This window comes from Neobacillus mesonae (assembly GCF_023715155.1).
Taxonomy (GTDB): domain Bacteria; phylum Bacillota; class Bacilli; order Bacillales; family Cytobacillaceae; genus Neobacillus; species Neobacillus mesonae_A.
Window position 1 is genome coordinate 128278 of sequence record NZ_JAMBNQ010000007.1, and the last position, 25313, is coordinate 153590.

The 25313-nt window shown below is 41.4% G+C and carries 27 protein-coding genes, 1 tRNA gene and 1 rRNA gene; 21 read left to right on the forward strand and 8 right to left on the reverse strand.

What is annotated here, in order from left to right:
• The first annotated feature begins 57 nt into the window (after positions 1-57).
• The 11 genes from M3183_RS09210 to M3183_RS09260 all read left to right on the forward strand — a co-directional run bounded on the left by M3183_RS09210 (position 58) and on the right by M3183_RS09260 (position 12696).
• A complete protein-coding gene (locus M3183_RS09210) occupies positions 58-3291 on the forward strand; it encodes a winged helix-turn-helix domain-containing protein (RefSeq protein ID WP_251468746.1) in 3234 nt (1077 codons plus the stop codon).
• Positions 3292-3464: 173 nt separating this feature from the next.
• Positions 3465-4700, forward strand: a complete 1236-nt coding sequence (locus M3183_RS09215; RefSeq protein WP_396953709.1) for a substrate-binding domain-containing protein — start codon at positions 3465-3467, stop codon at positions 4698-4700.
• An 84-nt stretch (positions 4701-4784) separates the two neighbouring features.
• Positions 4785-5558, forward strand: a complete 774-nt coding sequence (locus tag M3183_RS09220; RefSeq protein WP_251468748.1) for an ABC transporter ATP-binding protein — start codon at positions 4785-4787, stop codon at positions 5556-5558.
• The gene (locus tag M3183_RS09225; protein ID WP_251468750.1) at positions 5536-6243 is read left to right on the forward strand and encodes an ABC transporter ATP-binding protein; all 708 of its coding nucleotides are present in this window, start codon (positions 5536-5538) and stop codon (positions 6241-6243) included. Before M3183_RS09220 ends, M3183_RS09225 begins: the two co-directional genes overlap by 23 nt.
• Before the next feature lie 16 nt (positions 6244-6259).
• Entirely contained in the window at positions 6260-7120 is an 861-nt protein-coding gene (locus M3183_RS09230; RefSeq protein WP_251468752.1) for a branched-chain amino acid ABC transporter permease, read from the forward strand.
• A 4-nt stretch (positions 7121-7124) separates the two neighbouring features.
• On the forward strand, positions 7125-8123 hold the full coding sequence (locus tag M3183_RS09235; RefSeq protein ID WP_251468754.1) for a branched-chain amino acid ABC transporter permease: 999 nt from the start codon (positions 7125-7127) through the stop codon (positions 8121-8123).
• Between the two features lie 12 nt (positions 8124-8135).
• Positions 8136-8315, forward strand: a complete 180-nt coding sequence (locus tag M3183_RS09240) for a hypothetical protein (protein ID WP_251468757.1) — start codon at positions 8136-8138, stop codon at positions 8313-8315.
• Positions 8316-8333: 18 nt separating this feature from the next.
• Positions 8334-9347 (forward strand): 3-oxoacyl-ACP synthase, encoded by a 1014-nt coding sequence (locus M3183_RS09245; protein WP_251468807.1) that lies wholly within the window; start codon positions 8334-8336, stop codon positions 9345-9347.
• A gap of 1 nt (position 9348) precedes the next feature.
• On the forward strand, positions 9349-10239 hold the full coding sequence (gene phaZ / locus M3183_RS09250; protein ID WP_251468759.1) for an intracellular short-chain-length polyhydroxyalkanoate depolymerase: 891 nt from the start codon (positions 9349-9351) through the stop codon (positions 10237-10239).
• Between the two features lie 2 nt (positions 10240-10241).
• On the forward strand, positions 10242-10982 hold the full coding sequence (gene fabG, locus M3183_RS09255) for a 3-oxoacyl-ACP reductase FabG (RefSeq protein ID WP_251468761.1): 741 nt from the start codon (positions 10242-10244) through the stop codon (positions 10980-10982).
• Positions 10983-11193: 211 nt separating this feature from the next.
• Positions 11194-12696 carry an acyl-CoA synthetase gene (locus M3183_RS09260; protein WP_251468763.1) on the forward strand — a complete coding sequence of 501 codons (1503 nt, stop codon included), beginning with the start codon at positions 11194-11196 and terminating at the stop codon, positions 12694-12696.
• A 76-nt stretch (positions 12697-12772) separates the two neighbouring features.
• Here M3183_RS09260 and M3183_RS09265 read toward each other — a convergent pair whose 3' ends face one another.
• Genes M3183_RS09265 through M3183_RS09275 form a run of 3 tightly spaced genes read right to left on the reverse strand, consistent with a single transcriptional unit; the run spans position 12773 to position 13440 of the window.
• Positions 12773-12916 (reverse strand): hypothetical protein, encoded by a 144-nt coding sequence (locus M3183_RS09265; RefSeq protein ID WP_251468765.1) that lies wholly within the window; start codon positions 12914-12916, stop codon positions 12773-12775.
• 12 nt (positions 12917-12928) lie between these two features.
• A complete protein-coding gene (locus M3183_RS09270) occupies positions 12929-13237 on the reverse strand; it encodes a spore coat protein (RefSeq protein ID WP_251468766.1) in 309 nt (102 codons plus the stop codon).
• Positions 13234-13440 (reverse strand): hypothetical protein, encoded by a 207-nt coding sequence (locus M3183_RS09275; RefSeq protein ID WP_251468768.1) that lies wholly within the window; start codon positions 13438-13440, stop codon positions 13234-13236. Before M3183_RS09275 ends, M3183_RS09270 begins: the two co-directional genes overlap by 4 nt.
• A 119-nt stretch (positions 13441-13559) precedes the next feature.
• Here M3183_RS09275 and M3183_RS09280 point away from each other — a divergent pair, with 119 nt between their 5' ends.
• From M3183_RS09280 to M3183_RS09290, 3 genes are read left to right on the forward strand one after another with little or no spacing between them, the layout of a single operon-like run.
• On the forward strand, positions 13560-13784 hold the full coding sequence (locus M3183_RS09280) for a spore coat protein (protein WP_251468770.1): 225 nt from the start codon (positions 13560-13562) through the stop codon (positions 13782-13784).
• Positions 13785-13798: 14 nt separating this feature from the next.
• Complete coding sequence (locus tag M3183_RS09285; protein ID WP_251468772.1) at positions 13799-14158, forward strand: spore coat protein; 360 nt, start codon at positions 13799-13801, stop codon at positions 14156-14158.
• Between the two features lie 18 nt (positions 14159-14176).
• Positions 14177-15313, forward strand: a complete 1137-nt coding sequence (locus M3183_RS09290; RefSeq protein ID WP_251468774.1) for a zinc-dependent alcohol dehydrogenase — start codon at positions 14177-14179, stop codon at positions 15311-15313.
• A gap of 48 nt (positions 15314-15361) precedes the next feature.
• On the opposite strand, the gene M3183_RS09295 is transcribed toward M3183_RS09290, so the two are convergent.
• Positions 15362-16246, reverse strand: a complete 885-nt coding sequence (locus M3183_RS09295) for a selenium metabolism-associated LysR family transcriptional regulator (RefSeq protein WP_251468776.1) — start codon at positions 16244-16246, stop codon at positions 15362-15364.
• A gap of 136 nt (positions 16247-16382) precedes the next feature.
• On the opposite strand from M3183_RS09295, the gene M3183_RS09300 reads away from it, so the two are divergent.
• The 4 genes from M3183_RS09300 to M3183_RS09315 are packed head-to-tail and all read left to right on the forward strand — an operon-like array spanning position 16383 to position 18934.
• Entirely contained in the window at positions 16383-16616 is a 234-nt protein-coding gene (locus M3183_RS09300; protein WP_251468777.1) for a sulfurtransferase TusA family protein, read from the forward strand.
• Between the two features lie 41 nt (positions 16617-16657).
• Positions 16658-17017 (forward strand): DsrE family protein, encoded by a 360-nt coding sequence (locus M3183_RS09305; protein WP_251468779.1) that lies wholly within the window; start codon positions 16658-16660, stop codon positions 17015-17017.
• A 15-nt stretch (positions 17018-17032) separates the two neighbouring features.
• A complete protein-coding gene (locus tag M3183_RS09310; RefSeq protein WP_251468781.1) occupies positions 17033-17746 on the forward strand; it encodes a sulfurtransferase TusA family protein in 714 nt (237 codons plus the stop codon).
• Between the two features lie 18 nt (positions 17747-17764).
• Entirely contained in the window at positions 17765-18934 is a 1170-nt protein-coding gene (locus M3183_RS09315) for a cobalamin-independent methionine synthase II family protein (protein WP_251468783.1), read from the forward strand.
• Positions 18935-19160: 226 nt separating this feature from the next.
• On the opposite strand, the gene M3183_RS09320 is transcribed toward M3183_RS09315, so the two are convergent.
• Positions 19161-19736 (reverse strand): RBBP9/YdeN family alpha/beta hydrolase, encoded by a 576-nt coding sequence (locus M3183_RS09320; RefSeq protein ID WP_251468785.1) that lies wholly within the window; start codon positions 19734-19736, stop codon positions 19161-19163.
• Between the two features lie 165 nt (positions 19737-19901).
• Here M3183_RS09320 and M3183_RS09325 point away from each other — a divergent pair, with 165 nt between their 5' ends.
• Positions 19902-21314, forward strand: a complete 1413-nt coding sequence (locus tag M3183_RS09325; protein WP_251468787.1) for a DEAD/DEAH box helicase — start codon at positions 19902-19904, stop codon at positions 21312-21314.
• A 46-nt stretch (positions 21315-21360) separates the two neighbouring features.
• On the opposite strand, the gene M3183_RS09330 is transcribed toward M3183_RS09325, so the two are convergent.
• The 3 genes from M3183_RS09330 to M3183_RS09340 all read right to left on the reverse strand — a co-directional run bounded on the left by M3183_RS09330 (position 21361) and on the right by M3183_RS09340 (position 23606).
• Positions 21361-22896, reverse strand: a complete 1536-nt coding sequence (locus M3183_RS09330) for a solute symporter family protein (RefSeq protein WP_251468789.1) — start codon at positions 22894-22896, stop codon at positions 21361-21363.
• A complete protein-coding gene (locus M3183_RS09335) occupies positions 22893-23222 on the reverse strand; it encodes a DUF485 domain-containing protein (RefSeq protein ID WP_251468791.1) in 330 nt (109 codons plus the stop codon). The genes M3183_RS09330 and M3183_RS09335 overlap by 4 nt, the downstream gene beginning before the upstream one ends.
• A gap of 311 nt (positions 23223-23533) precedes the next feature.
• Positions 23534-23606: transfer RNA gene (locus tag M3183_RS09340), tRNA-Ala, on the reverse strand.
• Positions 23607-23793: 187 nt separating this feature from the next.
• Here M3183_RS09340 and M3183_RS09345 point away from each other — a divergent pair.
• Together M3183_RS09345 and M3183_RS09350 are read left to right on the forward strand one after the other, a co-directional pair.
• Entirely contained in the window at positions 23794-24525 is a 732-nt protein-coding gene (locus M3183_RS09345; protein WP_251468794.1) for an MgtC/SapB family protein, read from the forward strand.
• A gap of 478 nt (positions 24526-25003) precedes the next feature.
• Positions 25004-25313: ribosomal RNA gene (locus M3183_RS09350) — 16S ribosomal RNA — on the forward strand; the annotation flags it as partial.

A 25313-nucleotide genomic window follows, 5' to 3' on the forward strand; every position in this document is an offset into this window, starting at 1 on the left:
TCATAGAAATATGGTAAAATAGTATAAATATTATGATAAAAGAGAGGAGGGAACTGATTGAAGCTGCCTCTAATACAAACCAAACTGCGGATACCAGCCGTAAAGGATGATTTTATCAGAAGGGCCCAGCTAACCCGGAAAATGAAGAGGATTCCAGAATATCCATTAACCATTATTCATTCCGGAGCCGGATTTGGAAAAAGTACAGCGCTTGCCCTTTTTATGACTGATGAAAATATTCCAGGATGCTGGTACTCGCTTTCCTCGATGGATGATGATATCCTCCCCTTTCTTACTTACATCATTCATTCCATCCGCCGGATTCATCCTGATTTTGGAACGGAATTGGCTGCCTATATGGACACAATGGACCGCTACATTCGTGAAGAAGAACTCAGCATTCTTTCTTCCCTTTTCATCAATGAAATTCTAACAGCTGATTCGCCTATTACACTTATTTTGGATGACTTTCATCAAATTGAACATTCCTATACCATCAATAGCTGGATGGAAAAAATACTTGAATATATTCCTTCTAACTTACATTTGGTCATATCAAGCAGAAGCCGTCCCGGGTGGAAACATTTAACGAAAATGAAAGCCTGCGGGAAACTGCTGGAAATGACCAGGGAAGACCTAGTCCTTACAATAGAGGAAATGGAACTGTTATTAACAGATCTTTACGGGCTGGAAATAGAGCCCCGGCATTTACAAACGATTTACGAGATCACGGAGGGGTGGATCATTGCATTATGTATGATTGCCCAGCAGCTCCCTTTTACAGATGATATTTCTCAGCTTTTTGAACATTCCTCCCAATCATTGCAGGACTTTTTCCAGTATCTTGTGCTGGAGGTTTTTTCAAAACAGCCTCCCATCATCCAACAATTTCTCGAACAGACTTCCATATTTGAAGAGATAGAGGAAAAGTTGTGCGAGGAAGTCATTGGGCTGAATGGTGCTCTAGGAATGCTTGAGCAATTGAAGGATCGTAATTTATTTATCCAAAAGGTCGGTTCCAAACATTATCGTTATCATGCGTTGTTTAAAGAATTTCTTGAAAATCACTTTCATAAAAACAATCCAACACACTATGCTTCATTAAACGAAAAATGCGCCCGCTTTTATGAAAAAAGACAATTATGGGAGGAAGCACTTTATCATTATCAAAAGATTCATCACCATCAAGCGATGGCCTCCATCATCCAAGAGAATGGTTTTAAGATGCTGGAGGATGGAAAATTAGAAAGCTTATATGAACAAATATCCATTCTTCCAGAAGCAGAGCTCGAATCCTATTATCTTCTCTGGTACCTGAAAGCAGAAATTCATCGATACCGCTCCCAATACCAGGAGGCAGAGGATTGTTTTGAACGTGCTTTTATCGGTGCGGAGGAAAGAAGAGATTATTATGGCATGAGTATTGCCCTGGAAGGAAAGGCGAAGATTTATTTAGATACGATTCAGCCGCATCATGCTGAGAAGCTTTTATATGAAGCGATTGCCTGCAGGGAAAAATGCAGCAGCCCGGAGGAAGAGAAAGAGATACTATATCAATTGCTATCTGAGAATCTATTAAACTTAGGGAAGGCATCCGAAGCTGAAAAATGGATTCAGAAAATGAAGGCAGCAAGTTCTGACGGCAATTTAAAAGCTCGGCTTTATTTACGTACAGGAAGATTTGAAGAGGCTAAAAATGTCCTTTACAAAGTTAAAGTAAAAAATTCCTCTGCTGCATCCCTTCCACAGGCACACCGGGAAACAGAATTATTACTCTCTTTAATCGAATCTTTTATGGGAGATGGGATGAAAGCGAAAGAACTTGCACAGCAGGGGATTCAACAAGGGATTAGTGCAAAAGCCCCGTTTGTTGAAGCATGCGGATGGATCCGCATGGGTCATGCTGTCCAAATATTAAACCAATATGAATCCCATTTAGCCGAAAACTGTTACCAGACGGCACTAGAGATCATGGACCAGCTCCATGTTGACAGGGGCAAAGCGGAGCCGTTAATGGGGCTTTGCATTTTATACGGGAAAAGGGGCGAGCTGGAACGGGCACTAGAGGCTGGAAAGAAAGCGCTCCAGGAAACGGAGAAAGTTCATGATGTATGGCTGTCCGCATTAATTACCCTTGGTATGGGAATGACATGTATTTATAATGAACGGCTGTCTAAGGCAGACCAATTCTTAAAAAGGGCAGATTCCTTGTTTAACCAATGTGAAGATTCCTTTGGACGAATGCTCAGTCAATTTTGGCTGTCCTATCTTTATTACTTAGAAAAAAAGCAGGATGTATTTAAGCAGACAATAGATCCATGTTTAACCCTCGTGCAAATTCACAATTATGAATTCTTTTTTCATCATCGGGCGGTTTTCAGTCCAAGAGATTTACAAGTGTTGGTCCCATTACTCATTCATTGTATGAAAGAGAATATTCAGCCGTCATATGTCAGGAAAATACTGCAGGATTTAGGGATCGCTGCTATGGATTCACATCCGGGATACTCCATTCGTGTGCAGACCCTGGGGCAATTCAGGCTATGGCTGGGAGAGAAAGAGGTCAGCGAAAAAGAATGGCAGAGGGAAAAAGCAAAGGAATTGTTCCAGCTGTTGATTACGCGGAATGAACCGATTGCTAAAGATGAAATGATGCAGATTCTTTGGCCTAATCAGGACAAGAAAAGTGCTGACCGTGACTTTAAAGTAGCATTAAACAGCCTTCTCCATGTACTGGAGCCTGAAAGGAAAGCGAGAGCGGCCTCCTTTTTCATCATAAGGGATGGGTTATTTTATGGATTAAATTCACATGCCGTGGTAGAAGTAGACACCGCTCATTTTCAGGAACTAATTCAAAAAGGATTAAAAGAGTCCATTGACGAAAAAGGTATGAATCTTCTTGAAAGAGGGTTAACCCTTTATCATGGGGACTACTTGCCTGACCGCCGCTATGATGACTGGTGTATTAGTAAAAGAGAGAGTATGCTTGTTTACTTTTTACGCGGAGCTGAAAAAATGGCACAATTGATGGTCCGCCGTGAAAACTATGATGCCGCTATCTTCTGGTGTGAAAACATTCTCGAGCGGGACCGGACATGGGAGGAAGCCTATCGTTTGTTAATGTATTGTTACTATCGGAAAAATAACCGCCCGCATGCTATCAAATGGTATCAAAAATGTACCGAGGTATTAGAGGAGGAACTCGGGGTTACCCCGCTCGAACCCACAAAACATATGTACAGCATGATTATTGAATCAGAAAAATTTATCCATTCAAAGGAACAGCCTTAAAATTAGGGCTGTTTTTCTTTGTCCAGCTCCATGTGCCATCGGCTCAAGGTCACCAGCCATTGAGCAGGCGCTTTCAGCTTTTCTTTTTCTGTAACTCCACTGCAACTATATTTTCCTATTATAAAAACAAAGAATGACAAGATTTACAGTAAACAATACAAGGGGGAAAAAGTGTGAAAAGGTTCCGCAGAAAGTGGGCATTATTGGGGTTACTCATGTTTACGATGATTTTTGCCAGTGCATGCAGTTCTGACAAATCCTCATCAGAGCAAAAAGACAATGGAAAAAATACAGAAGATAAAGGAACCATTAAAATAGGTGTTCTTGCTTCCAAAACTGGTGCACTGGAATCTTACGGAAAACAAACCTTAAGAGGATTTGAGCTGGGCCTTGATTATGCAACAGAAGGAAAAATGGAAGCAGCCGGCAAAAAAATTGAATTCATTGTGGAAGACACGGAAACGAAGCCGGAAGTGGCAGTCCAAAAGGCAACGAAGTTATTAGAAGAAGATAAGGTTGATTTTCTTGTCGGTTCATCCAGTTCAGCGGACACGTTAGCCGTCCTGCCGCTTGCTGAAGAATATCAAAAGATTATGGTGGTGGAGCCGGCTGCCGCTGATAGTATAACAGGATCAGAGTTTAATAAGTATATTTTCCATTCTGCACGAAATTCATCTCAAGATGCAGTCGCAGGGGCTGCGGCCATTGCAAAGGATGGGGTGAAAATTGCTACCCTTGCACCAGACTATTCCTTTGGCCGTGACGGTGTCGCTGCCTTTAAAGAAGCTGCCGTTAAGCTTGGGGCAAAGATTGTTAAAGAAGAATATGCTGACCCTGCTGCAACAGACTTTACATCCAATATTCAAAAGATTATTGATGCGAAACCTGACTACCTGTTTGTTGTATGGGCAGGAGCCAATTCTCCATGGAAGCAAATTGCGGATATGAAACTTCAGGAAAAAGGAATCAAAATTTCAACAGGAGCTCCTGATATTGCAGCACTTTCTACCATGGAGCCGTTGATTGGCATGGAAGGCTTCACAGTGTATTATCATGACCTGCCAAAAAATAAAATCAATGATTGGCTTGTGGAAGAGCATAAGAAGCGTTTTAACGGTGAAGTTCCTGATTTATTTACGCCGGGTGGTATGACTGCAGCTATTTCCATTGTGGAAGCATTGAAGAAAACGAATGGTGATACAGATGCCGATACATTAATCAAAACGATGGAAGGCATGAGTTTTGAGACACCGAAAGGAACAATGACGTACCGTCCTGAAGACCACCAGGCACTGCAGACCCTATATGCCATCAAGCTTGAAAAGAAAGAGGGCGTTTCCTACCCTGTGCCAGTGTTAATTAGAGAGCTTTCACCCGAAGAAACGGCACCGCCGATTCGTAATAAGTAAGCATCCATCTTCCAGGGGGTTAGACCGAGTAAAACCGGTCTCCCTCTTCCTTATTTTAAAGTTAAAACCATAGGTGGTGAAAAAATGTCCATCCTGATTGAAACAAAGGATTTAACCATTGCTTTTGGCGGCCATACGGCGGTTGACGGGGTTAGTATTTCCGTTCCTGAAAAGCACTTTAAGTCAATTATTGGCCCGAATGGCGCGGGCAAGACAACCTTTTTTAATCTGTTAAGCGGCCAATTAATGCCGACAGAGGGGAAAATCTATTTCCACGGCAAAGATATTACCAAACTGTCGCCGACGAAGCGTACAAGGGCGGGGATCGGCCGCTCCTTTCAAATTACCAATGTGTTTCCTAATTTAACGGTATTAGAGAATGTAAGATTAGCAGTGCAATCACAGGCTGGAATCCGCTATCAAATGCTGTTTCATTATAAAAAATATCGTGCGTTTGAAGAAAAAGCAATGGAGTGGCTGAAGCTTGTCCTATTGGATGATAAGAAAGATTCATTCGCCGGCAATCTTGCCCATGGTGAAAAACGGAAGCTTGAAATAGCTATGCTGCTGGCACTTGAAACGGAAGTGCTTTTATTGGATGAACCAACAGCAGGCATGTCTTTAGAAGAGGTGCCAGCCATTTTACAGGTGATTCAACGGATAAAAGAACAGGGAAACCGGACAATTATCTTAATTGAACACAAGATGGATATGATTTTAGATCTGTCCGATTCGGTCATGGTGTTATTTAATGGACGCCTGCTGGCTGATGGAACGCCGGAGGAAATTATGAAAAATGAAACCGTACAGTCTGCCTATTTAGGGGGTCAATTTGATGAACGACCTGTTGAAACTTGAACATGTAGAAACCCATATCGGCCAATATCATATTCTCCAGGGTGTTTCTTTTGAGGTGCAAAAAGGGAAAGTCACCGTCCTTCTTGGAAGAAATGGAGCAGGAAAAACAACGACATTGCGAACGATTATGGGCCTGAATCCAGCTTCAAAAGGCATAATCACATTTAAAGACGAACCCGTTCAGTCCCTGCCGACCTATACAATTGCCAAAAAAGGGATTGGCTATGTGCCTGAGGATCAGGGAATATTTGCTGGATTAACAGTTGAAGAGAATATGAAAGTGGCAATTCAAACAGAAAATGAACAAACAGCGGAGCGGATGGAATATATTCTAAATTTATTCCCGGATTTGAAAAAATTCTGGAAAAAGCAGGGCGGCAACCTTAGCGGGGGGCAAAAACAAATGCTTTCCATCGCAAGGGCTTATGTCAATGAAAATGAACTTCTATTAATTGATGAACCAAGCAAAGGATTGGCTCCTATTGTCGTGGAGAAGGTAATGGAATCCATTTTACAAATGAAAGACCAAACAACCATCGTGTTAGTGGAACAAAACTTCATGATGGCAAGCACGATTGGCGATTGCTTTTACATTATTGATGACGGCAGGACAGTTAGTCATGGCACGATGCAGCAATTAAAAGAGGATGAGGAAATGAAGCGAAAATATTTAGGCATTGCTTAGGAAAGGGGGATACCAAGTGGACTTGTTCATTAACTTAACCTTAAATGGTCTGGCAACAGGAATGCTGATTTTCTTGCTGGCTGCAGGGTTAACCTTGATTTTTGGCTTAATGGATGTGCTGAATTTTGCCCATGGAGGGCTGTTTGCCTGGGGTGCATACAGCGGGCTTTGGATTTATTCCGAGACAAATAGTTTTTTTATTGGAATAATCGGTGCTGTCATTACCGGGTTTGTGCTCGGTATTTTAACGGAAAAATGGATTATCAAGCCGGTGTATGGAAATCATGTCCAGCAGATTTTAATCACTCTCGGCCTAATGCTGGTTTTATCCGAAATGTTAAAGGTCATTTGGGGACCAAATCAAATGATGGCCTCCCCTCCTGATTATTTGAAAGGAAGCTGGGAGCTGGGCGGGATTATTATTATCAAATACCGTGTATTTATCATTCTGGTCGGGCTGCTTATTTTTGCCGGGGTCCAATATGTCCTTAAAAAGACAAAAATCGGACTTGTGGTCAGAGCAGGCGTCATGAATAAAGAAATGGTGCAGGCCCTTGGAATTAATATTCAAAAGGTATTTATGTATGTCTTTATGATGGGTGCCGGGATGGCGGCGCTTGGAGGCGTGCTGCTTGGTCCATACTCCGGTGTGATTCACGCCGGGATGGGAATGGAATTTGCCATTTTGGCCTTTATTGTAGTGGTCATCGGGGGTATGGGGAATTTCAAAGGTTCGGTGCTTGCAGCCATTTTAGTCGGACTTTCCGGCTCCTTTATGGCTTACTATGTCCCGGACTTATCATTGGCTGTCAACATGTTGTTAATGGCAATTGTTTTGATTATTCGGCCGCAGGGCTTATTTGGGGCAAAGGGGTGAGAATATGCGAATCATTCAAGGAAACAGAATGACAGCCGTCATTTTAGTCGCTGCCGCGTTTCTAGTCCTATTGCCATTTGTCTATGAATCAAGGAATTTATTCATTTTATTAACACAAATATTTGTTTTCTCCATCTTTGCCATGAGCTATGATCTCCTGCTTGGTTTTACCGGCATTGTTTCCTTTGGGCATGCCATGTTTTTTGGAATCGGAGCTTATTCCATGGGGATTTTTATGAAAAAGTTTGAACCGACCATGGGATACTTTCTTTTGGCCGTGTTAGTGGTGATTATTTTAACGGCAGTGGTCAGTTTTATCGTCGGGCTTTTGACGCTTCGGTTAAAAAGTCATTTTTACGCGATGTTAACATTAGCGCTTTCAGGCCTTTTTCTCGTATTAGCAGAAAAATGGCGGACTATGACCCATGGAAATGATGGTTTCACTTTCCGTGTTCCGGAGCAGTTTATTGACCGGACTCATTTTTACCTGCTTTGTCTGGTCCTCGTGGTTGCCGTATTTCTGCTTCTAAAACGGTTTACCAATTCCCCGCTTGGACGGGTGCTTCAGGCTATCAGGGAAAATGAACAGAGGACAGAGTCTTTAGGATATCAAGTCTTGCATTATAAGATTGCCGCGAGTGTGGTTTCCGGAATATTGGCAGGTATTGCAGGAATCTTATATGCCATATCACTGAGGTTTGTGAATACAAGCGTTTTCTCCATGGATATTACCTTGGATGCTTTATTAATGACGATTATTGGCGGTGTCGGCACATTAGTAGGTGCCATTATTGGTGCAGGCCTCATTGAGTTTGCTCATGATTGGCTGACTGCACTTGCAAAAGAACACGTCATATTTGAACGCTGGATCATTTTCTTCGGCATTATCTATATAGTAGTGGTGATGTTTTTCCCGAAAGGAATTGTCGGCACCTTAAGCAGTCTTTCTTGGAAACGGAAAAAACAGCAGGCAGTGAAAAAAGAAGAAAAAGCGGCGGGATAGAAGGTGGAACACATGGAGATTAACCAAATTATGTCTTTTGTCGTTCGGTTTCAATTGGCCGCCATTGAGAAGGAAACAGGCAAAAAACAATGGCGGATTAAGGTTACGCATGTTCAAGGGGAACAGGAAACTCTGTTTGACTCTATCGAAGAAGCAATGGGATTAATGCAGGAAATGGTTGAAGAAGCTTAAAGCAGGCAGGTGATGGAAATGCAAATAGGAATATTGAGTACAGGCATTTATCTTCCGGAAAAACAGATAACAGGCAGTGAGATTGCTGAACTGGCAGGACTTCCGTTAGAAGTTGTCGAAGAGAAACTGGGAATTAAGAAAAAGCGGATTCCAGGTCCCGAAGACCATACATGTCAGATGGGGATTATCGCGGCAAAGAAAGCAATCGAAAAGGCCGGGATTGACCCGCTTGATATTGACGTAGTGATCTATATTGGTGAAGAACATAAGGAATATCCGCTTTGGACAGCCGGAATTAAATTGCAGGAAGAAATCGGTGCTGTAAATGCCTGGGCCTTTGATACCGCGCTAAGATGCGGGACAACTGTCATGGCGTTAAAAGTGGCGAAAAGTTTGATGCTCGCTGACCCTCAGGTTCAAACTGTGCTGCTTGCAGGCGGTTATCGGAATGTTGATTTTATTGATTACGAGAATCCAAGGACCCGGTTTATGTTTAATCTTGGAGCCGGCGGCGGGGCGATTCTTTTGCAAAAAGGATATAATGAGAATCTTTTATTGGAAACAGAACTGATCACGGATGGATCTTTTTCAGAAGATGTGGTAGTGGTTGCAGGCGGTACAAAACACCCGATAACTAAAGAAGCGATTGACTCCCGCCTGAATAGGCTTGATGTCCTTGACCCCGAAGGGATGAAAAAGCGTTTGGAACAAAAGTCAATGGACAATTTTTTAAAGGTGATTCGCAAATCATTGCGGAAAAGCGGCTATTGTGAAGCAGATCTTTCTTATTTAGCGATTCTTCACATGAAAAAATCTGCCCACGAATATGTATTAAAAGAGCTTAGCCTGTCCGAAAAGCAGTCTATTTATCTGCAAGATTATGGTCATATAGGGCAAATTGATCAGATTTTATCATTGGAGCTTGGTTTAGAGCAGGGAAAAATCAAGGACGGCGATGTGGTCGTGTTGGTGAGTGCCGGAATCGGATATGCTTGGGGAGCTGCAACCATTAAGTGGGGGAAGGGTGAGTAGAATGGCTATTATAACAATGAAAAAAGTGGATTTGCCAAATGGAGAGACCTTAACGTATAGGGAAAGGGAAGGCGGAGAGGTAAAGGTTTTATTCATTCATGGCAATATGACTTCATCCAAGCATTGGGATTTGGTCCTTGAAAATATGGATGCAAACTATAAGCTGTATGCTGTTGATTTAAGGGGATTTGGCGGTTCAAGCTACAACAGGCCTATCATGTCTATTAAAGATTTCTCAGATGATGTAAAGCTGTTTGTGGATGAAATTGGGTTAAAAGACTTTGCTTTGGTTGGCTGGTCAACTGGAGGAGCGGTTGCCATGCAGTTTGCCGCAGATTATCAAGGATATTGCAATAAACTCATTTTACTAGCGTCTGAATCCACCCGCGGTTACCCATTTGACGGGAAAATGAACGAACATGATACACCAAGACGGTTTACTTTACATGAAGAGATTAAGAAGGATTTAATTCGAACGATTCCTGTGCAAACGGCCTATGATACAAATAATACGGAATTACTGAAACTAATTTGGAATGCTGTGATTTATACCCATAATCAGCCTTCGCCGGAACTTTATGATGAATATGTTCAGGACATGAGAACACAGAGGAATTTGGCCGAGGTTCACTATGCCAATAATACCTTTAATATCAGCCGCCATCACAATGGTCTTGTTCAAGGGAATGGAAAAGTAGATTCCATTGATGTCCCAGTTCTGGTATTGCAGGGGGACAGGGATATGGTGATCATGAAGGAAATGACCAAAGAACTTGTAGAAGACTTAGGAGAAAAGGCAGTCTTCATCGAATTAAAAAATTGCGGACACTCTCCGTTAGTGGATGACCTGCCCCAATTATTACAAGCGATGACACAATTTTTGGAGGCGTAAAAATGAGATTACAGGATAAAACAGCCATTATTACCGGAGCGGCAGGCGGAATTGGTTTCGCCGCTGCTAAGGTGTTTGCCCGGGAAGGTGCCAAGGTGGCATTGGCTGATTTTAATGAGGAACAAGGGGAAAAGTGTGCCCGTGAGTTGCAGAAAAAAGGCTATGAAGCCAGCTTCTTTCAAGTGAATGTTGCAGACCGTGAGAATGTGGATGAAATAGTCTCCAAGGTTCTGTCGTCCTTTGGAAAAATTGATATTCTCGTTAATAATGCTGGAATCACAAGAGATGCGATGCTCGCAAAGCTGTCAATTGAAGATTTTCAGAAAGTCTTGGATGTCAATTTAACAGGAGTCTTTCACTGCACACAAGCCGTAGTCCCCTCTATGATTGCTAACGGAAAAGGAAGAATTATCAATACATCATCTGTTTCCGGGGTCTATGGGAATGTTGGACAGACCAATTATGCGGCAACAAAAGCAGGGGTTGTCGGCATGACGAAAACATGGGCAAAGGAACTGGGCCGAAAAGGAATCAATGTTAATGCAGTGGCTCCTGGGTTCATCGAAACCGGCATGACTGCAGCCGTTCCAGAAAAGGTGATGGCCCAATTGCTGCAAATGGTGCCGCTTGCCCGTCTAGGTAAGCCGGAGGATATCGCTAATGCCTATCTTTTCCTTGCTTCTGATGAAGCGAATTATATAAATGGAACAGTGCTGCATGTGGATGGCGGCATCATGATGTAACCTTTAAAGCGACCTATAATCAGGTCGCTTTTTGTTTAAATGGTTGAGGTTCATAATTTACGTCGATCTATCATGAAGGCCGGTTTATCTTACCGCAAGCTAAGCCGCAAAAACTTCTCATCCCTGAAAGCCCGGGAATCATTCATTGTAACTGCCCTGCAACTGAAAATGAGTACAATTTTTTCATCTAGTAGTGAAGGGGCGATTGTCGGTGAGCTGGGAACTGGATTGGCTGGAGCATCGGGCGAGATTATCTTCTAAAAAGGAAGCCATTATAGATGAGTCTACGAATAAGGCATGGACATTTGGAGAACTAAATGATCGGGCAGCATCAGCAGCCAGCTGGCTTCAAACGCAGGGCGTTAGAAAAGGAGACCGGATTGCACTTTTATCGCCCAACCATATCAGTTATTTCGATTTGTTGTTTGCCTGTGGAAAAATAGGGGCGATTTTTGTGCCGCTGAATTGGCGCTTATCGATTCAGGAAATAAAGGAAATTATAGCGGATTGCACACCCGTTATATTAGGTGTCCATCTTCAATTTGAGGAATTGTTTGAAGAGCTGAAGGCAGCCGGGATAACCTATTTTAATGTCGGGGATATAAAGTATGAGAAAGAGGTTATTTCCCTTAATCATCATGGCTTTTCCGCAGAAATAAATGAGACGGACCCGCTTTTAATGATTTATACGGGCGGAACAACCGGGAAACCCAAAGGTGTGGTATTAAGCCACCAATCGGTATTCTGGAATGCACTTAATACAATCACCAGCTGGAGCCTGTCAAAAGATGATGTAACCGTAAATTATATGCCGATGTTTCATACCGGAGGGCTGAATGCCTTAAGTATTCCTATCTTAATGATGGGCGGAACGGTTGTCATTGGAGAATCCTTTACAGGTAAAAAAGCAGTAGATTCCTTGAACCGCTACCACTGCACAATCATTCTTCTTGTACCAACAATGTACCATTTGCTGATTCAAACAAAGGAATTTCAAAAAAGTTCATTCCCTTCTATGAAAATTTTTTTATCAGGTGCGGCTCCATGTCCTTTGCCGATTTATGAGGCCTTTCAAAAAAAGGGTTTAGCTTTTAAAGAAGGATACGGTCTCACTGAGGCGGGGCCGAATAATTTTTACATCAGCCCAAAGGAGGCAGCAGAAAAAAGGGGTTCTGTTGGCAAGCCGATGCTGTTCAATTCGATAAAATTACTAAAAGAGGATGGCAGTGAAACAGGGCCAAACGAGGTTGGCGAACTTTTAATAAAAGGAAAACATGGCTTTTCATTTTATTGGAACCGTGAACAGGAGACCAGAAAGACTGTAAAAAATGGCTGGATTCATACAGGGGATTTAGCCAAAAAAGATGAAGAAGGTTTTTATTATATTGTCGGACGGAAAAAGGATATGATCATTACAGGCGGTGAAAATGTGTATCCACTTGAAATTGAGCATTGGATTTCCAGCCACCCCTATGTTGATTCGGCAGCGGTCATCGGCCTTCCTGATGAGAAGTGGGGAGAAATGGTTACGGCATTTATCGTACTGAAACATACTTCATCTGTAAGTGAAGAGGAATTAAAAGAATACTGCAGCCGGAAGCTTGGGCGTTATAAAGTTCCAAAACGGTTCTTTTTTGTGAAAGAACTTCCGAAAACTCATGTTGGAAAAATTGATAAAAAGAAGTTGAAGGAATTAAGCGATCAAATAAAATGAATACCAGATTAAAGAGCTGTATACATTTTCCATGGCTAAGGAATGTATACAGCTTTTTAGTTTTGAAAAAGGAAGGTTACTCTTTTATTCCATGCAGCCATTCTTGATAACACTCACTGCACAGGGTTTCATCTCTTTCTTGGTTTGAAGTAATAAATGAAACAGTATGTGTCTGTCTTTCTTCAATATTATTGGTACAGTAAAAGCATTTTTCAGCCATGTAATTCTTCCCCTATTGTTGTAAATTATTTGCAATGTTTATAGCTGTATCTGCAGTATTCAAGTCCAGTGTGAGCTGTTCACTTAAATCGTGTGGATGGTGATATCCTTTTGCTATCATATAATTGGTAATTTTTTCATGTGTCGCAATAGCATCATTTAATTGCTGTCTTAATGCTGCCTTTAGTTCAGGCGTCGCGGTTTCAGTTATTGCAACGGCATAATTCCTTATAGCTGCTTTTGCGGAAATAAGAAAGTCTGTCGCAATGACCTGATCCGTTAATCCGCCCATTCCCATGAGATTCTGGATTAGTTGATTCATATACGCTCCTCCCGATTGGTGACCAAACTTTGGATCTGCTGAATATGTTGAATTCCTAAAGCAGCATCGGCCTCCATCATCATCCGTAATTCCTCATCCTGGGCTAATTTACTCATGGTGGTGGTTTTGGTTAAACAAAGATTCTTAAAGGCCAATAATTCATGTAAATCCAATGTTTCATGTAGTGCTAAATACTTTGCCATCTAGTTGTCCTCCGATATTTCCGATACTTTTTCACCTTTATATTCTCTAAGCAATCAATTGATTATTCATACAAATAACCTGAATAAAGGAAAATAAGTAAGGGGGAAAATAAGTTTGAATGAATCTGGAGGTGAGCGTATTGGGTAATCTGGCGCCGCATGAGACACTGGAAACACATGAGCTGATAAACTTTAAAACCGTTTGTTTACTAAAATCAAAGCTGATGCAGGGAATCTGTTTTGATAATGAACTGAAAGCACTGATGGAAAAAGATGTACAGCAATCAAAACGCGATATGAATGAATTGATACAGTTTTATAAAGAAAGCCAGCTCTTACAATAATGAGGTGATATGTTATGGAAGACTTTTTAGACCCGCGAAATGCAGAGGGAATGCCGAACCTGGCCGATTCTGCCATTGCGATGGATTTCTTGCTTGGAGTAAAAACAGGGATTCGGAATTATGGCTTTGCCATTACCGAGACTGCACACCCGGAACTGAGAAAGATTTTGCATAAACAGATGGAAGCAGCCATTGACCTGCATACGGAAATTTCCGATTTAATGATCAAAAAAGGCTGGTTGAATCCGCATAATATCAAGGAACAAGTCCCGGTTGACCTAAAGGCTGCAGAAACCGCCATTCAAATTTCGGAGCTTAATCTTTTTCCAAAAGATACGGACCGCCGCGGCATGTTTGCTACACCAAATCAATAATGGAAGGGAGGATATATGATGAAGGCTGTTACATACCAGGGCATTAAAAATGTAGAGGTTCGGGAAGTTAAGGACCCGGCAATTAAAAATGCAGATGATATCATTGTAAAAATTACAACTTCGGCCATCTGCGGTTCCGATTTACACTTGATCCATGCCATGATTCCTAACCTGCCGACAGATTATGTAATTGGACATGAACCCATGGGGATTGTGGAGGAAGTCGGCCCGGAGGTGAATAATTTAAAGAAGGGAGATCGAGTGATTATCCCCTTCAATGTATGCTGTGGTCATTGTTGGTACTGCACACATGATTTAACAAGTCAATGTGATAATGGAAATCCGCATGGCCAAGGAGCCGGATTCTTTGGATATTCGGAAACAACTGGCGGTTATGCCGGCGGTCAGGCAGAATATATGCGTGTCCCGTTTGGAAACTTTACCCCTTTTAAACTTCCAGAAAATTGTGAAGTGGAGGACGAAAAATTGGTGCTGCTTGCCGATGTGATTCCTACTTCTTACTGGAGTGTAGATCATGCCGGCGTTAAAGATGGAGACACTGTGATCATACTCGGCTGCGGACCGATTGGTCTTATGGCACAAAAATTCGCCTGGTTAAAAGGGGCAAAGCGGGTTATTGCGGTGGATTATGTCGGCTATCGTTTAGAGCATGCCAAAAGGACAAACAAAGTGGAAATAGTAAATTTTGAGGATCATGAAAATGTGGGAGATTTTCTGCTCGAGATGACCCAAGGTGGGGCAGATGTGGTCATTGACGCGGTCGGAATGGACGGGAAAATGACGCCTCTCGAGTTCCTCGCATCCGGGATGAAACTGCAAGGCGGAACGATGAGTGCCATTGTCATTGCCAGCCAATGTGTTCGAAAGGGTGGAACCATTCAAATTACCGGCGTATATGGAGGCCGGTATAATGCCTTTCCACTGGGGGATATTTTTCAACGCAATGTGGATTTGAAAATGGGACAGGCACCGGTGATCCCTTATATGCCGGCATTATACAACATGATTAATAAAGGGGAATTTGACCCAAGTGACATTATTACTCATGTTCTGCCGCTTCAGGAAGCAAAGCACGGGTATGAGGTATTTGATACCAAAATGGAAGATTGTATTAAAGTGGTGCTGAAACCATAGCAGTTACGGGCTGATCCCTCATAAGATCAGCCTTATTTTTTTCAGTAATTAAATAAACGCTGCGGCCTTTTCAATAAAAAGTTTTGATAGAATGGATTGGGTTTTATTAATATTGTATACAAGATAAAAATATCGTTCATCATTGAAACCGTCTATGTGGTGCATTTTTAACAATTGGTTTTGTGCATATTCTTTTGCGGCAATTTCGGAATGAATCGCAATCCCGATATCCTGCATGACAAATTGCATTAAACTTTGCCCTGAATCAGTGTAGGCGATAATATTTAATTCGTCCTTTGTCATATTGCTTTCCCTCAGCAGCCTCTCAATCATCGCATTAGTCCCGGAATCTGAGTTTCTCATGATGAAAGGATACTGTGCCATTTGATGAATATTCACCGGGCCCTCTAGTTCCATCTGATTTGAAGTGATGAGGACGAGCTTTTCTTTTAACAATGGGATGTATTGAAGTTTGTCACTTTCGTATTGATTTCCCACAATTCCTATATCCGCAGTCCCATTCAGAATCCGTTCAACAGCATTTTTGGAAGAGGATTGGTCAATGTGAAAAATGGCATTGGGATATTCGTCTCTAAACTTTTTCACCATTTTTGGCAGCAGAAACTGACCTGGAACGGAGCTTGCTGCCAAATGAATATTTCCACGAAAATCATTCATCCCTTGCTTTAAGTCCAGTAATGCTTGATCTTTTATTAACAGAAGTTTTAAGGCCCATTGATAAAGACGTTCCCCATAAGGAGTTACAATTGTTTCTCTCCCTACCCTGTCAAACAGTTTGACGTCAAGCATTTTTTCCAATGCATGAATATGAGAGCTGACAGTGGATTGGCTCAAATAAACATCTTCGGCGGCCTTTGAAAAACTCTTATGTTCCACCACTTTTGTAAAAACATACAGCTGATGTAAATCCATCGGAATGTTCTCCTTTTATATTCATATAATCGATTAGTAGAAATTTATAAAATAGATAAATTGAATTTATCTTAGTGTACCACTTTTTTATAATGAAATAATGGTAATAGAATATATTTTTAGAGGGGAGGTATATATGACGGCACAAGAAGATTTACTTTATGATGCTGGTCCCGCAGGCTGCGGCGAATTGATTATGAATTTGTTCATAACTATGAAAAAAATGGAGAGAGGGCAAATAATTAAAGTGATTTCCTATGATCCGGGAGCCAGAGAAGATATTCCCGCCTGGTGCAGACTGCAAAATCATACTCTCCTTGAACGCCATGATTTTGGCAAAACGAGTCATTACTATATTGAAAAAGGTTAACCACTGCCGCTTACATAATAAATTAACGGAGGAATGAAACGATGGGGAAATTTTTAGTAAGCTTAACAAATGCAAAAAACAATCCGGATAAAGCAACGGTTGGCTTTGTTGTCGCCAATGCTGCAGTAGCTTCAGGACAGGAAACAGTTGTATTTTTAAATGTGGAAGGGGCTTATCTTGCTTCAAAAGGATATGCAGATGAGATTCATGAAGAAGGCTTTGCACCGTTAAAACAATTAATGGACCAGTTCGTGGAAGCCGGCGGAACACTTTGGGTCTGCAGCCCATGCTTTAAAAAGCGCGGCTTGGATGAGGAAAATCTGGTAGAAGGTGCAACAATCGTCGGCGGGGCAAAGTTAGTAGAGTTTCTAAGCCAAGGTGCCGCTTCGATTACGTATTAAAATCGGGTGAAGACTATGCAAAATCCACATGCAGTTTGTGATGGCGGAGATTTAGATTGCGGTTCAGGCCTTCTATTAATTATCAAAAAAGCCATAGACCCGCTCGAGGGCGGGCAAATCTTAGAGGTGCGAAGCAGGGAAAAAACGGTTGCTGAAGATCTTCCCGCCTGGTGCCGGATGGTTAAACATCAATTTCTGGGATCAGAACCGGGTGAGAATACGACCCGCTATTTTATTGCTAAAGGCTCTGCACAGGTTGAATTGGAACAGGATCTCCAGGCGGCTAAAGGCTATCAATGGTCTGTCCGCGTTCAGGGTGAAAGGGATCTTTCTGCCAAGATTCATTCCCGGAATCATACCTTTATCGCCGGGCAGCCTGCTGATTTCAGTCCTAAGGTAAACGTACCTAGTGCAATTGATTATCTTTTGGGTTCTCTTGCATCCTGTCTGACGGTTGGTTTTAAAGCACAGGCCTCCCGCAGGAATATAGAGATTGATCAACTTGAACTTTCTTTAAAGGGCGGCTTGGAAAGTGTTTTGTATCATTTAGAGCTGGAACAGGAAGGCAGTCCGAGAATCAGCCGGATTACAGGGACCTTTTATGTGTCTTCTCCAGAATCTGAGGAAGCCTTGGAGGAACTATGGCAAAATACATTAAACCGTTCTCCTATCTATCAAACTCTCAAACAAGCTGTATCTATCGAAATCAAGCTTGCTATTGTATTTTAACAGGGGGGAGAATAGAGTATGACACTACCATTGTTTCCAGTCACTGTGATTGGCAGCTGGCCAAGGTCTAATGAAGTGAAAAGAGCGATGCGCGACAAGCGTGATGGAAGAATCACAGAGGAAGAATTTCAATGTATTGCCGATCAAGCTATCCTTCAGATTTTGAAATGGCAGGAGGAGGCAGGAATTGATATTGTCACTGATGGCGAACAGCGCCGTGATAATTTTATTTCCTTTGTGGCGGAGCATTTAGATAATGTTCAGATGCTGTCGGTATCAGAACTGCTGGAATATGTTGAGGACAAAGCAAGCTTTGAAGAAATTCTGGGAACATTAGACGTACCTGCTTTTTCAATGTCAAATCCAGCAGCCGTTGGGAAAATCAGCCGTAAAAAGCCGCTCGCTCTCGGTGATTATTTATTTCTGAAAAAGTATACGGATAAAGCAGTTAAGGTCGCACTGCCTGGGCCGTATTTATTAACCCGGGCGATGTGGGTGGAAGGATTATCAATGGATGCCTATCCGGCAAAAGAGGATTTGGCGGTAGATATTATTAAGGTTTTACGGGAAGAACTAGAGGATTTAATTGCTGCGGGTGTGGAATTTGTCCAATTTGATGAGCCGGTATTGACTGAACTTGTGTTCACTCAGAAAAATGCCAATCGGACCTTTATGTGTGGTGCTTTGACGGCAAAAGCTGATGCGGAAGAGGAAATTGCTTTTGCTTTAGATTTGATGAACCAAGTGACGGCAGGAATGCTTGGCAGGGGTACAAGGATTGGTGTTCATATATGTCGTGGAAACTGGAGCACCCAGGAGCACGTCTTGCTGCGCGGCCCCTATTATCCGCTGATTCCTTATCTGGCTAATGTTCATATTGATCAGCTGATTCTCGAATATGCAACACCAAGGGCTGGGGAAATGGACGCTATTCGTGATTTTGGCAGTAAAGAAATTGGCTTAGGGATTGTGAACCCTAGAACTGAAGTTGTAGAATCAGTCGATGATATTGTTGAACGGGTTCAAGAAGTTCGAAAATATGTACCTGATGAAAAAATCTTTTTAAACCCTGACTGCGGCTTTGGCACATTTGCCCAGCGCCCAATGAACAGTGATAAAATGGCGGTCCAAAAATTAAAGATAATGGTTGAAGCGGCAAAGGAAATTAGGGGAAAGGTTTTATCTTAAAATGAAAAAGTACCTGACATTCGGTTAAAGAGTGTCAGGTCTTTTTTATAAAGGCTTGATTGCTCGTGTTGAGAGAAAGGGTGCTGGCGGTAAAAGTGGGAATTTGGTTTTTACCCGTAGGAGAACAGAAAACACTGTCTCTAAAAAGAAAATTGTTCAGGGAGGAGTATAAAAGGCTGTTGGGATACCCAGCAGCCTTTTGTGCTTTTTTACCAGGACTATAGTATCAAACGCCTACCGCGCTTCTTTTCTCCATTAAACACTGATCCAAAATCCATTCCCATCTCCCATAACCGGAAGCAGGATTAATATGACCCATATTTGGAAAAGTGATAGAAGAAAGTCCCATGTTTTTATACAAATCAGCATCCTTCAAGCTGCAATAGGGGTCATTGGATGAATGGATGAATAATGTTTCTTCAGCAGCTAAAGATAATGCTCTCCTATCTAAAGGTACTGGAAAAAATGACTTTGCCTCTGAAAGAATAACCTTTGGTGATGGCGGAGCCACAAGAATAGCCTTATTAGCGATTTTCTTGTTTAAGCGGGCAGCATAATGGAGCCATATGATACTCCCTAAACTGTGGGTAACGACAGTCAACGGCAGATGTTTAGGCAATAAATCCATTGCGGCGTCTAGTTCCTGTAACCATACCTCTTTATTTGGCGAATCAAAGGTTGAAAAAACAGGATAGGACACATGATAATTTCGTCCCGCCAATTCCTTAGCCAGCCAAGTTTGCCAATGATCCTGACCGCTGCCGCCTAATCCGTGTAAAATAAGAAAGCTCTGTTGATTCAACCTGATCCCCTCCAATAAATTTATACTATTCCGATTAATAAACTTGGTATTAGGTAAATTATATCCCGTTTCTTTCGTAATGGCAAATATTTTAAAAAAAAATTTGTAATTTAGCAGATAAACAATCAATATAAACAGAAGGACATATAGAAAGCAGGGGTATTATTGTTAAATTTTTCGTCATTAGGAATATCAAAGGCTATAGTTGATCCATTAAAAAGATATGGAATTGTCAAGCCTTCACCAATTCAAGAACAGTCAATACCGGTAATCATGGAGGGAAAAGACATCATTGCACAGGCACAAACCGGCACAGGGAAGACTTATGCATTTATCCTCCCTATTCTTGAAAAATTAGACCGTCATGCTGAACATGTTCAAGCCCTCATTGTTACTCCAACAAGGGAATTAGCATTACAAATTACCGATGAAATAGATAAGCTTGCCGCACACTTGGATTATGTCCAGGCACTAGCTATGTATGGCGGTCAGGATGTAGAGAAGCAGCTGAAAAAATTAAAGGCAAATCCACAGATAGTTGTCGGGACGCCGGGACGAATTCTGGACCATATCAGAAGAGAGACCGTGAATTTATCAGAAGTCTCCTATCTAGTTTTAGATGAGGCTGACCAAATGCTTCACATCGGATTTCTCAAAGAAGTGGAAGATATTATAAAAGAAACACCAAAAAACCGCCAGACGATGCTGTTTTCAGCAACCATTCCTTCAGAAGTCAGGGAATTAGCCAAAAGACATATGCGCTCGCCTGAGTATATTCAAATAGAAAAAACTCAAGGCCCTGCCGATAATGTAAAGCAGGTGGCGATTCATACGATTGATCGTGCCAAACAAGCAACACTGATTCATCTAATTGAAATACACCGTCCCTATTTAGCAGTTATTTTTTGCCGGACAAAACGAAGAGTAAGCAAACTTTATGAGGTACTGAAAGGACATGGTTTTCCTTGTGATGAACTGCATGGAGATTTATCGCAGGCTAAACGGGAGCAGGTCATGAAACGGTTTAGGGATGCAGAAATTCAACTATTGATTGCCACTGATGTTGCGGCTAGGGGACTGGATGTTGAAGGGGTCACACATGTATTTAATTATGATATTCCCCAGGATGCAGAAGGCTATATTCACAGAATTGGAAGAACCGGCAGGGCGGGAATGAAAGGATTAGCGATTACCCTATACTCCACAGCAGACCGTCCGACTTTAGAGTTAATTGAAAAAGCACTCAATATTCGAATTCAAAAGCAAAATATCGGGAACGCATTAAAGGAACAAAATGTTAAGGAGGAGACCAAAAAGGAGCCGACCTCAGACCAAAGAGAAAGAAGCGAACAAAAATATTCTAATGGACAAAGCAAAAAAGGCGGAAAAGAGCAGCCGGGCAGGAAGAAAAAGGGGGACGCCTTTAAAACAAGATCCACCTCCGCAAGAAAAGGAACACAAAAGAAGAATGAGCGGAATACGAGACAAAACTCTGAAGGAAGTAATAGAAATAACCATAAAGTACCGGCCTTTAAATCAAACTCCAGCAGCAAAAACAGATCTGGTAGAAAAAAATAATAGAAAGGTGCCTTTCCTCTTATAGGTTAGGCGCCTTTCTGTAAAATTATCTAATTCCAATCCCTGTATTCGATTTAACGAGCACTTCCTCGAATTTTTTGACATCAGCTTTTTGTCTAGAGAAAATGGTTCCAAGATAACCTGCGATAAATCCAAGCGGAATGGAGATGATTCCCGGTTGTGTTAACGGGAATAATGGTTCGCCGACGAAAATGGCCTTTCCAGCTTCAGGACTGAATACATTTGGACTGATAATAACTAAACCGATTGCTGTCACCAATCCAACTGCCATAGCCCATATTGCTCCGGTGGTATTGAAACGTTTCCAGTAAATCGTATAAAGAATGACTGGCAGGTTCGCACTAGCGGCAACTGCAAAGGCTACTGATACAAGGAAGGCAACGTTCAAGGTTTGAGCCCCTAACGCTAGAATGATAGAAATGACAGAAACCCCGATAGATGCCCATCGTGCCATTCTAACCTGCTGCTTTTCAGTCGCTTTTCCCTTACGAAGAATTTCATTATAAAAATCATGAGAAAAAGCAGTAGCAGCAGTCAGCACGAGTCCTGCAACAACAGCCAGTATTGTCGCAAAGGCAACTGCAGAGACAAATGCAAACAGCATATTCCCGCCGAGCGCCTCAGCCAATAGCGGAGCTGCCATGTTACCTGCTGGATTGGCTGCAACAATTTTAGCATTGCCGACAAATGCAGCAGCACCAAAGCCAAGGAAAATGGTCATCACATAAAATATTCCGATAATCCATGTTGCATATACAACAGAAGAGCGTGCGGTTTTTGCATCTTTAACTGTAAAGAAGCGGACAAGAATATGAGGAAGACCTGCTGTTCCTAAGACAAGACCCATATTTAATGATAGGGTGTCAAGACCATCTTTGTATTTAACCCCAGGATTTAAGAAAGCTTCTTTTAAAGGCGTTGCTGTTTTCATTTGGGCAAACATATCGGTAATACTGAAATTAAACTTGGCGAAGACAATAATCGAAATAACTAATGTCCCGGCCATCAAAAGAATCGCTTTGATGATTTGCACCCAGCTGGTGGCGTGCATTCCGCCAAAGATAACATAAACCGTCATTAATACCCCAACAATTAAGACAGAAGTGGTATATTCCAGCCCTAATAATAATTTAATAAGTGCACCTGCACCAACCAGCTGAGCAATCATATAGAAAATGGAAATTGCCATGGTGTTCATTGCCGCAAACCCGCGGATTTTTTTGGCGTTAAAGCGTGCTGCAATCATATCGGCAAATGTATATTTACCCAAATTCCGTAAGGGTTCAGCGACTAAATATAAAACCACTAGATAGGCAACAAGGAAACCAATACTGTAAAAGAATCCATCAAATCCTGTTAATGCAACAGCACCTGCAATTCCTAGGAAGGATGCTGCAGACATATAATCCCCTGCAATCGCCAGGCCGTTCTGCCAGCCGGTCAAGCCGCCGCCGGCTGTATAGAATTCACTGGCGTTTTTGTTTTTCTTGGAGGCAAAGTACGTAATGATTAATGTTACGAATACGATAGCAAGAAACATCAGAAAGGCAGGTGTATTCATCCGTTGTTCCTCCTTTCCTCAATTACCTGCTTGGTCATATCATCAAATTTTCCAGCTTTTTTATAGTAAATCATACATAAAGCCCAGGTCATCACAAATTGAAGGAAAGCAAATACCCATGCCCAAGATATATTTCCAACAAATTTGTGGTTAAGAATAGTTGAATACGAAGTTAAAATAGGTAATGCAAAGTAAAAACAGAAAAAGAAAATGGTAAAAGGAATGATAAATTTTTTCTTTTCGGAGAGTAGCTTTTGAAACGAAGAAGACTGAACGATAGATGTGTAATCGCTTTCAGATAAGTCGTTAATTTTTTTAGCCTCCAAATGAAGCTCCCCCTTTCTATAAACCCCTTTGTTCAAATCGAGAGATAAAGGAAATGCGATGATGACTAAAATACGTTGAGGAAATGAGATGTGATGGGATGGCAGTAATGACCGTAGCAATCACCTCCTTTAAAGAGGAAAATTTTTCAAAAAATTATAAATATTTCATAATCCATTATAATTTTAGAGGAATAACTTTAGCAAGAGAAATTTTGTTAAAAAGGGGAAAATTTTCACAAGAATCAATTTGAGGAATCCAAGAAAGAAGGAAATAAAAAAAGCTCTTGCTATGCAAGAGTTTTTTTGAAGTATGGAGACTAGGGGGATCGAACCCCTGACCTCTTGCATGCCATGCAAGCGCTCTCCCAGCTGAGCTAAGCCCCCGAATATTAAGCACAGAAGTTATTATATCTGTATTTAATTATTCTTGCAAGAGAAATTTTAAAAGGATTTAATTTTAATACTTATTTAAGTGATGGATTTCTAAATAGTTTAAATTAAATTAGAATAGAATTACAAATGAAAAAGGGTTCGCTGCATTTTGGTAATAAAAATGGGGAAGGAGAATGACATGCTTCATATTATCCTGAATAGTGAAATGTTTACTATCATTGTTCGGCTTTCTTTGATTGTCTTATTGAGCGGATTTATAGGGTTTGAAAGAGAAGTAAAGAACCATCCTGCTGGACTGAGAACTCATATATTAGTTGGAGTTGGCTCGTGTTTGCTAATGTTATTGTCATTATTTGGGTTTGAGGAGTTCATCAATTCCCATCCTGGAGCGACACGCTATGATCCGAGCAGAATCCCAAGTTATGTAATATCAGGCATCGGTTTCCTTGGCGCAGGTACAATTTTGGTACATGGTGGAGTTACTGTAAAAGGACTGACAACGGCAGCGAGCATTTGGACGGTCGCCGGTTTGGGACTGGTTGTCGGTGTGGGGATGTATTTTGAAGCAGTGCTCGTAACGGTCATTATTATCACTACGCTATTGTTTTTGGATAAATTAGAAACAAGGCTGGAAGCTATATTTAAGAAAAAGGAGGAACCTCAGGCAAACTATTTAATCTCCATTACCATTAATAAAGAAAAAGATATTTTAGGTACAATAAACAAGTTATTGAGTGAAAAAAAAATAGAAGTACAAAAATTCAATATGGAAAATAATGATTGGGATCCCTCTATCGTGAAATATACTTTTAAAGTAAGGGCTCACAATTCAATCAGTCATTTTGAAATTGTAGAAAATCTCCAAAGGTTAACGAATGTACAAAAAGTCCAAGTTGAAAGCCAAGCGTAAAAGCCAAGGAAACGCTTGGCTTTTTAATATGAATTTGATTTGAATTGTTAATAACACAAGTTCATATAAAAAAATTAAAAATTATATTGCAAACATTTCATGAAGATGATATATTAATTCTCGTCCTCTTCAAGAGAGTGAAAACAACGAAAAGAAATAAAAAAAGTTGTTGACATTGAGAATCAGGATATGGTAAATTAAAGGAGTCGCTTTTGGGCGTCTAAGAAAAAATGTTGGATGAGTGAAACATCCGAAAATAAATAATTGTTCTTTGAAAACTAAACAAACAAAAACGTCAACAAACAATCATTATTCATTTCTTAAATGAGATGAAGCCAACGTAAATTTTATGAGCTAATCAACTCAACTTTTTCCCGTATTAACATGCAGTAATATCCTTTCGGATAAACTGCCTGTAAATACCCGATTGGTTCGACTAACCATCGCAGGAAAAACATTCTGCGATAGAAGTCTCACTTTATTGGAGAGTTTGATCCTGGCTCAGGACGAACGCTGGCGGCGTGCCTAATACATGCAAGTCGAGCGAATCTTTGGGAGCTTGCTCCCAAAAGTTAGCGGCGGACGGGTGAGTAACACGTGGGCAACCTGCCTGTAAGATCGGGATAACTTCGGGAAACCGGAGCTAATACCGGATAATTCTTATCTGCACATGCAGATAAGTTAAAAGTCGGTTTCGGCTGACACTTACAGATGGGCCCGCGGCGCATTAGCTAGTTGGTGAGGTAACGGCTCACCAAGGCAACGATGCGTAGCCGACCTGAGAGGGT

Coding starts and splice junctions, on each gene's coding strand:
- M3183_RS09220 (WP_251468748.1), top strand. CDS start 4,785: ATGTCCATCCTGATTGAAACAAAGGATTTAACCATTGCTTTTGGCGGC.
- M3183_RS09225 (WP_251468750.1), top strand. CDS start 5,536: ATGAACGACCTGTTGAAACTTGAACATGTAGAAACCCATATCGGCCAA.
- M3183_RS09235 (WP_251468754.1), top strand. CDS start 7,125: ATGCGAATCATTCAAGGAAACAGAATGACAGCCGTCATTTTAGTCGCT.
- M3183_RS09240 (WP_251468757.1), top strand. CDS start 8,136: ATGGAGATTAACCAAATTATGTCTTTTGTCGTTCGGTTTCAATTGGCC.
- M3183_RS09245 (WP_251468807.1), top strand. CDS start 8,334: ATGCAAATAGGAATATTGAGTACAGGCATTTATCTTCCGGAAAAACAG.
- phaZ (WP_251468759.1), top strand. CDS start 9,349: ATGGCTATTATAACAATGAAAAAAGTGGATTTGCCAAATGGAGAGACC.
- fabG (WP_251468761.1), top strand. CDS start 10,242: ATGAGATTACAGGATAAAACAGCCATTATTACCGGAGCGGCAGGCGGA.
- M3183_RS09265 (WP_251468765.1), bottom strand. CDS start 12,916: ATGGCTGAAAAATGCTTTTACTGTACCAATAATATTGAAGAAAGACAG.
- M3183_RS09270 (WP_251468766.1), bottom strand. CDS start 13,237: ATGAATCAACTAATCCAGAATCTCATGGGAATGGGCGGATTAACGGAT.
- M3183_RS09275 (WP_251468768.1), bottom strand. CDS start 13,440: ATGGCAAAGTATTTAGCACTACATGAAACATTGGATTTACATGAATTA.
- M3183_RS09280 (WP_251468770.1), top strand. CDS start 13,560: ATGAATCTGGAGGTGAGCGTATTGGGTAATCTGGCGCCGCATGAGACA.
- M3183_RS09285 (WP_251468772.1), top strand. CDS start 13,799: ATGGAAGACTTTTTAGACCCGCGAAATGCAGAGGGAATGCCGAACCTG.
- M3183_RS09290 (WP_251468774.1), top strand. CDS start 14,177: ATGAAGGCTGTTACATACCAGGGCATTAAAAATGTAGAGGTTCGGGAA.
- M3183_RS09295 (WP_251468776.1), bottom strand. CDS start 16,246: ATGGATTTACATCAGCTGTATGTTTTTACAAAAGTGGTGGAACATAAG.
- M3183_RS09300 (WP_251468777.1), top strand. CDS start 16,383: ATGACGGCACAAGAAGATTTACTTTATGATGCTGGTCCCGCAGGCTGC.
- M3183_RS09305 (WP_251468779.1), top strand. CDS start 16,658: ATGGGGAAATTTTTAGTAAGCTTAACAAATGCAAAAAACAATCCGGAT.
- M3183_RS09310 (WP_251468781.1), top strand. CDS start 17,033: ATGCAAAATCCACATGCAGTTTGTGATGGCGGAGATTTAGATTGCGGT.
- M3183_RS09315 (WP_251468783.1), top strand. CDS start 17,765: ATGACACTACCATTGTTTCCAGTCACTGTGATTGGCAGCTGGCCAAGG.
- M3183_RS09330 (WP_251468789.1), bottom strand. CDS start 22,896: ATGAATACACCTGCCTTTCTGATGTTTCTTGCTATCGTATTCGTAACA.
- M3183_RS09345 (WP_251468794.1), top strand. CDS start 23,794: ATGCTTCATATTATCCTGAATAGTGAAATGTTTACTATCATTGTTCGG.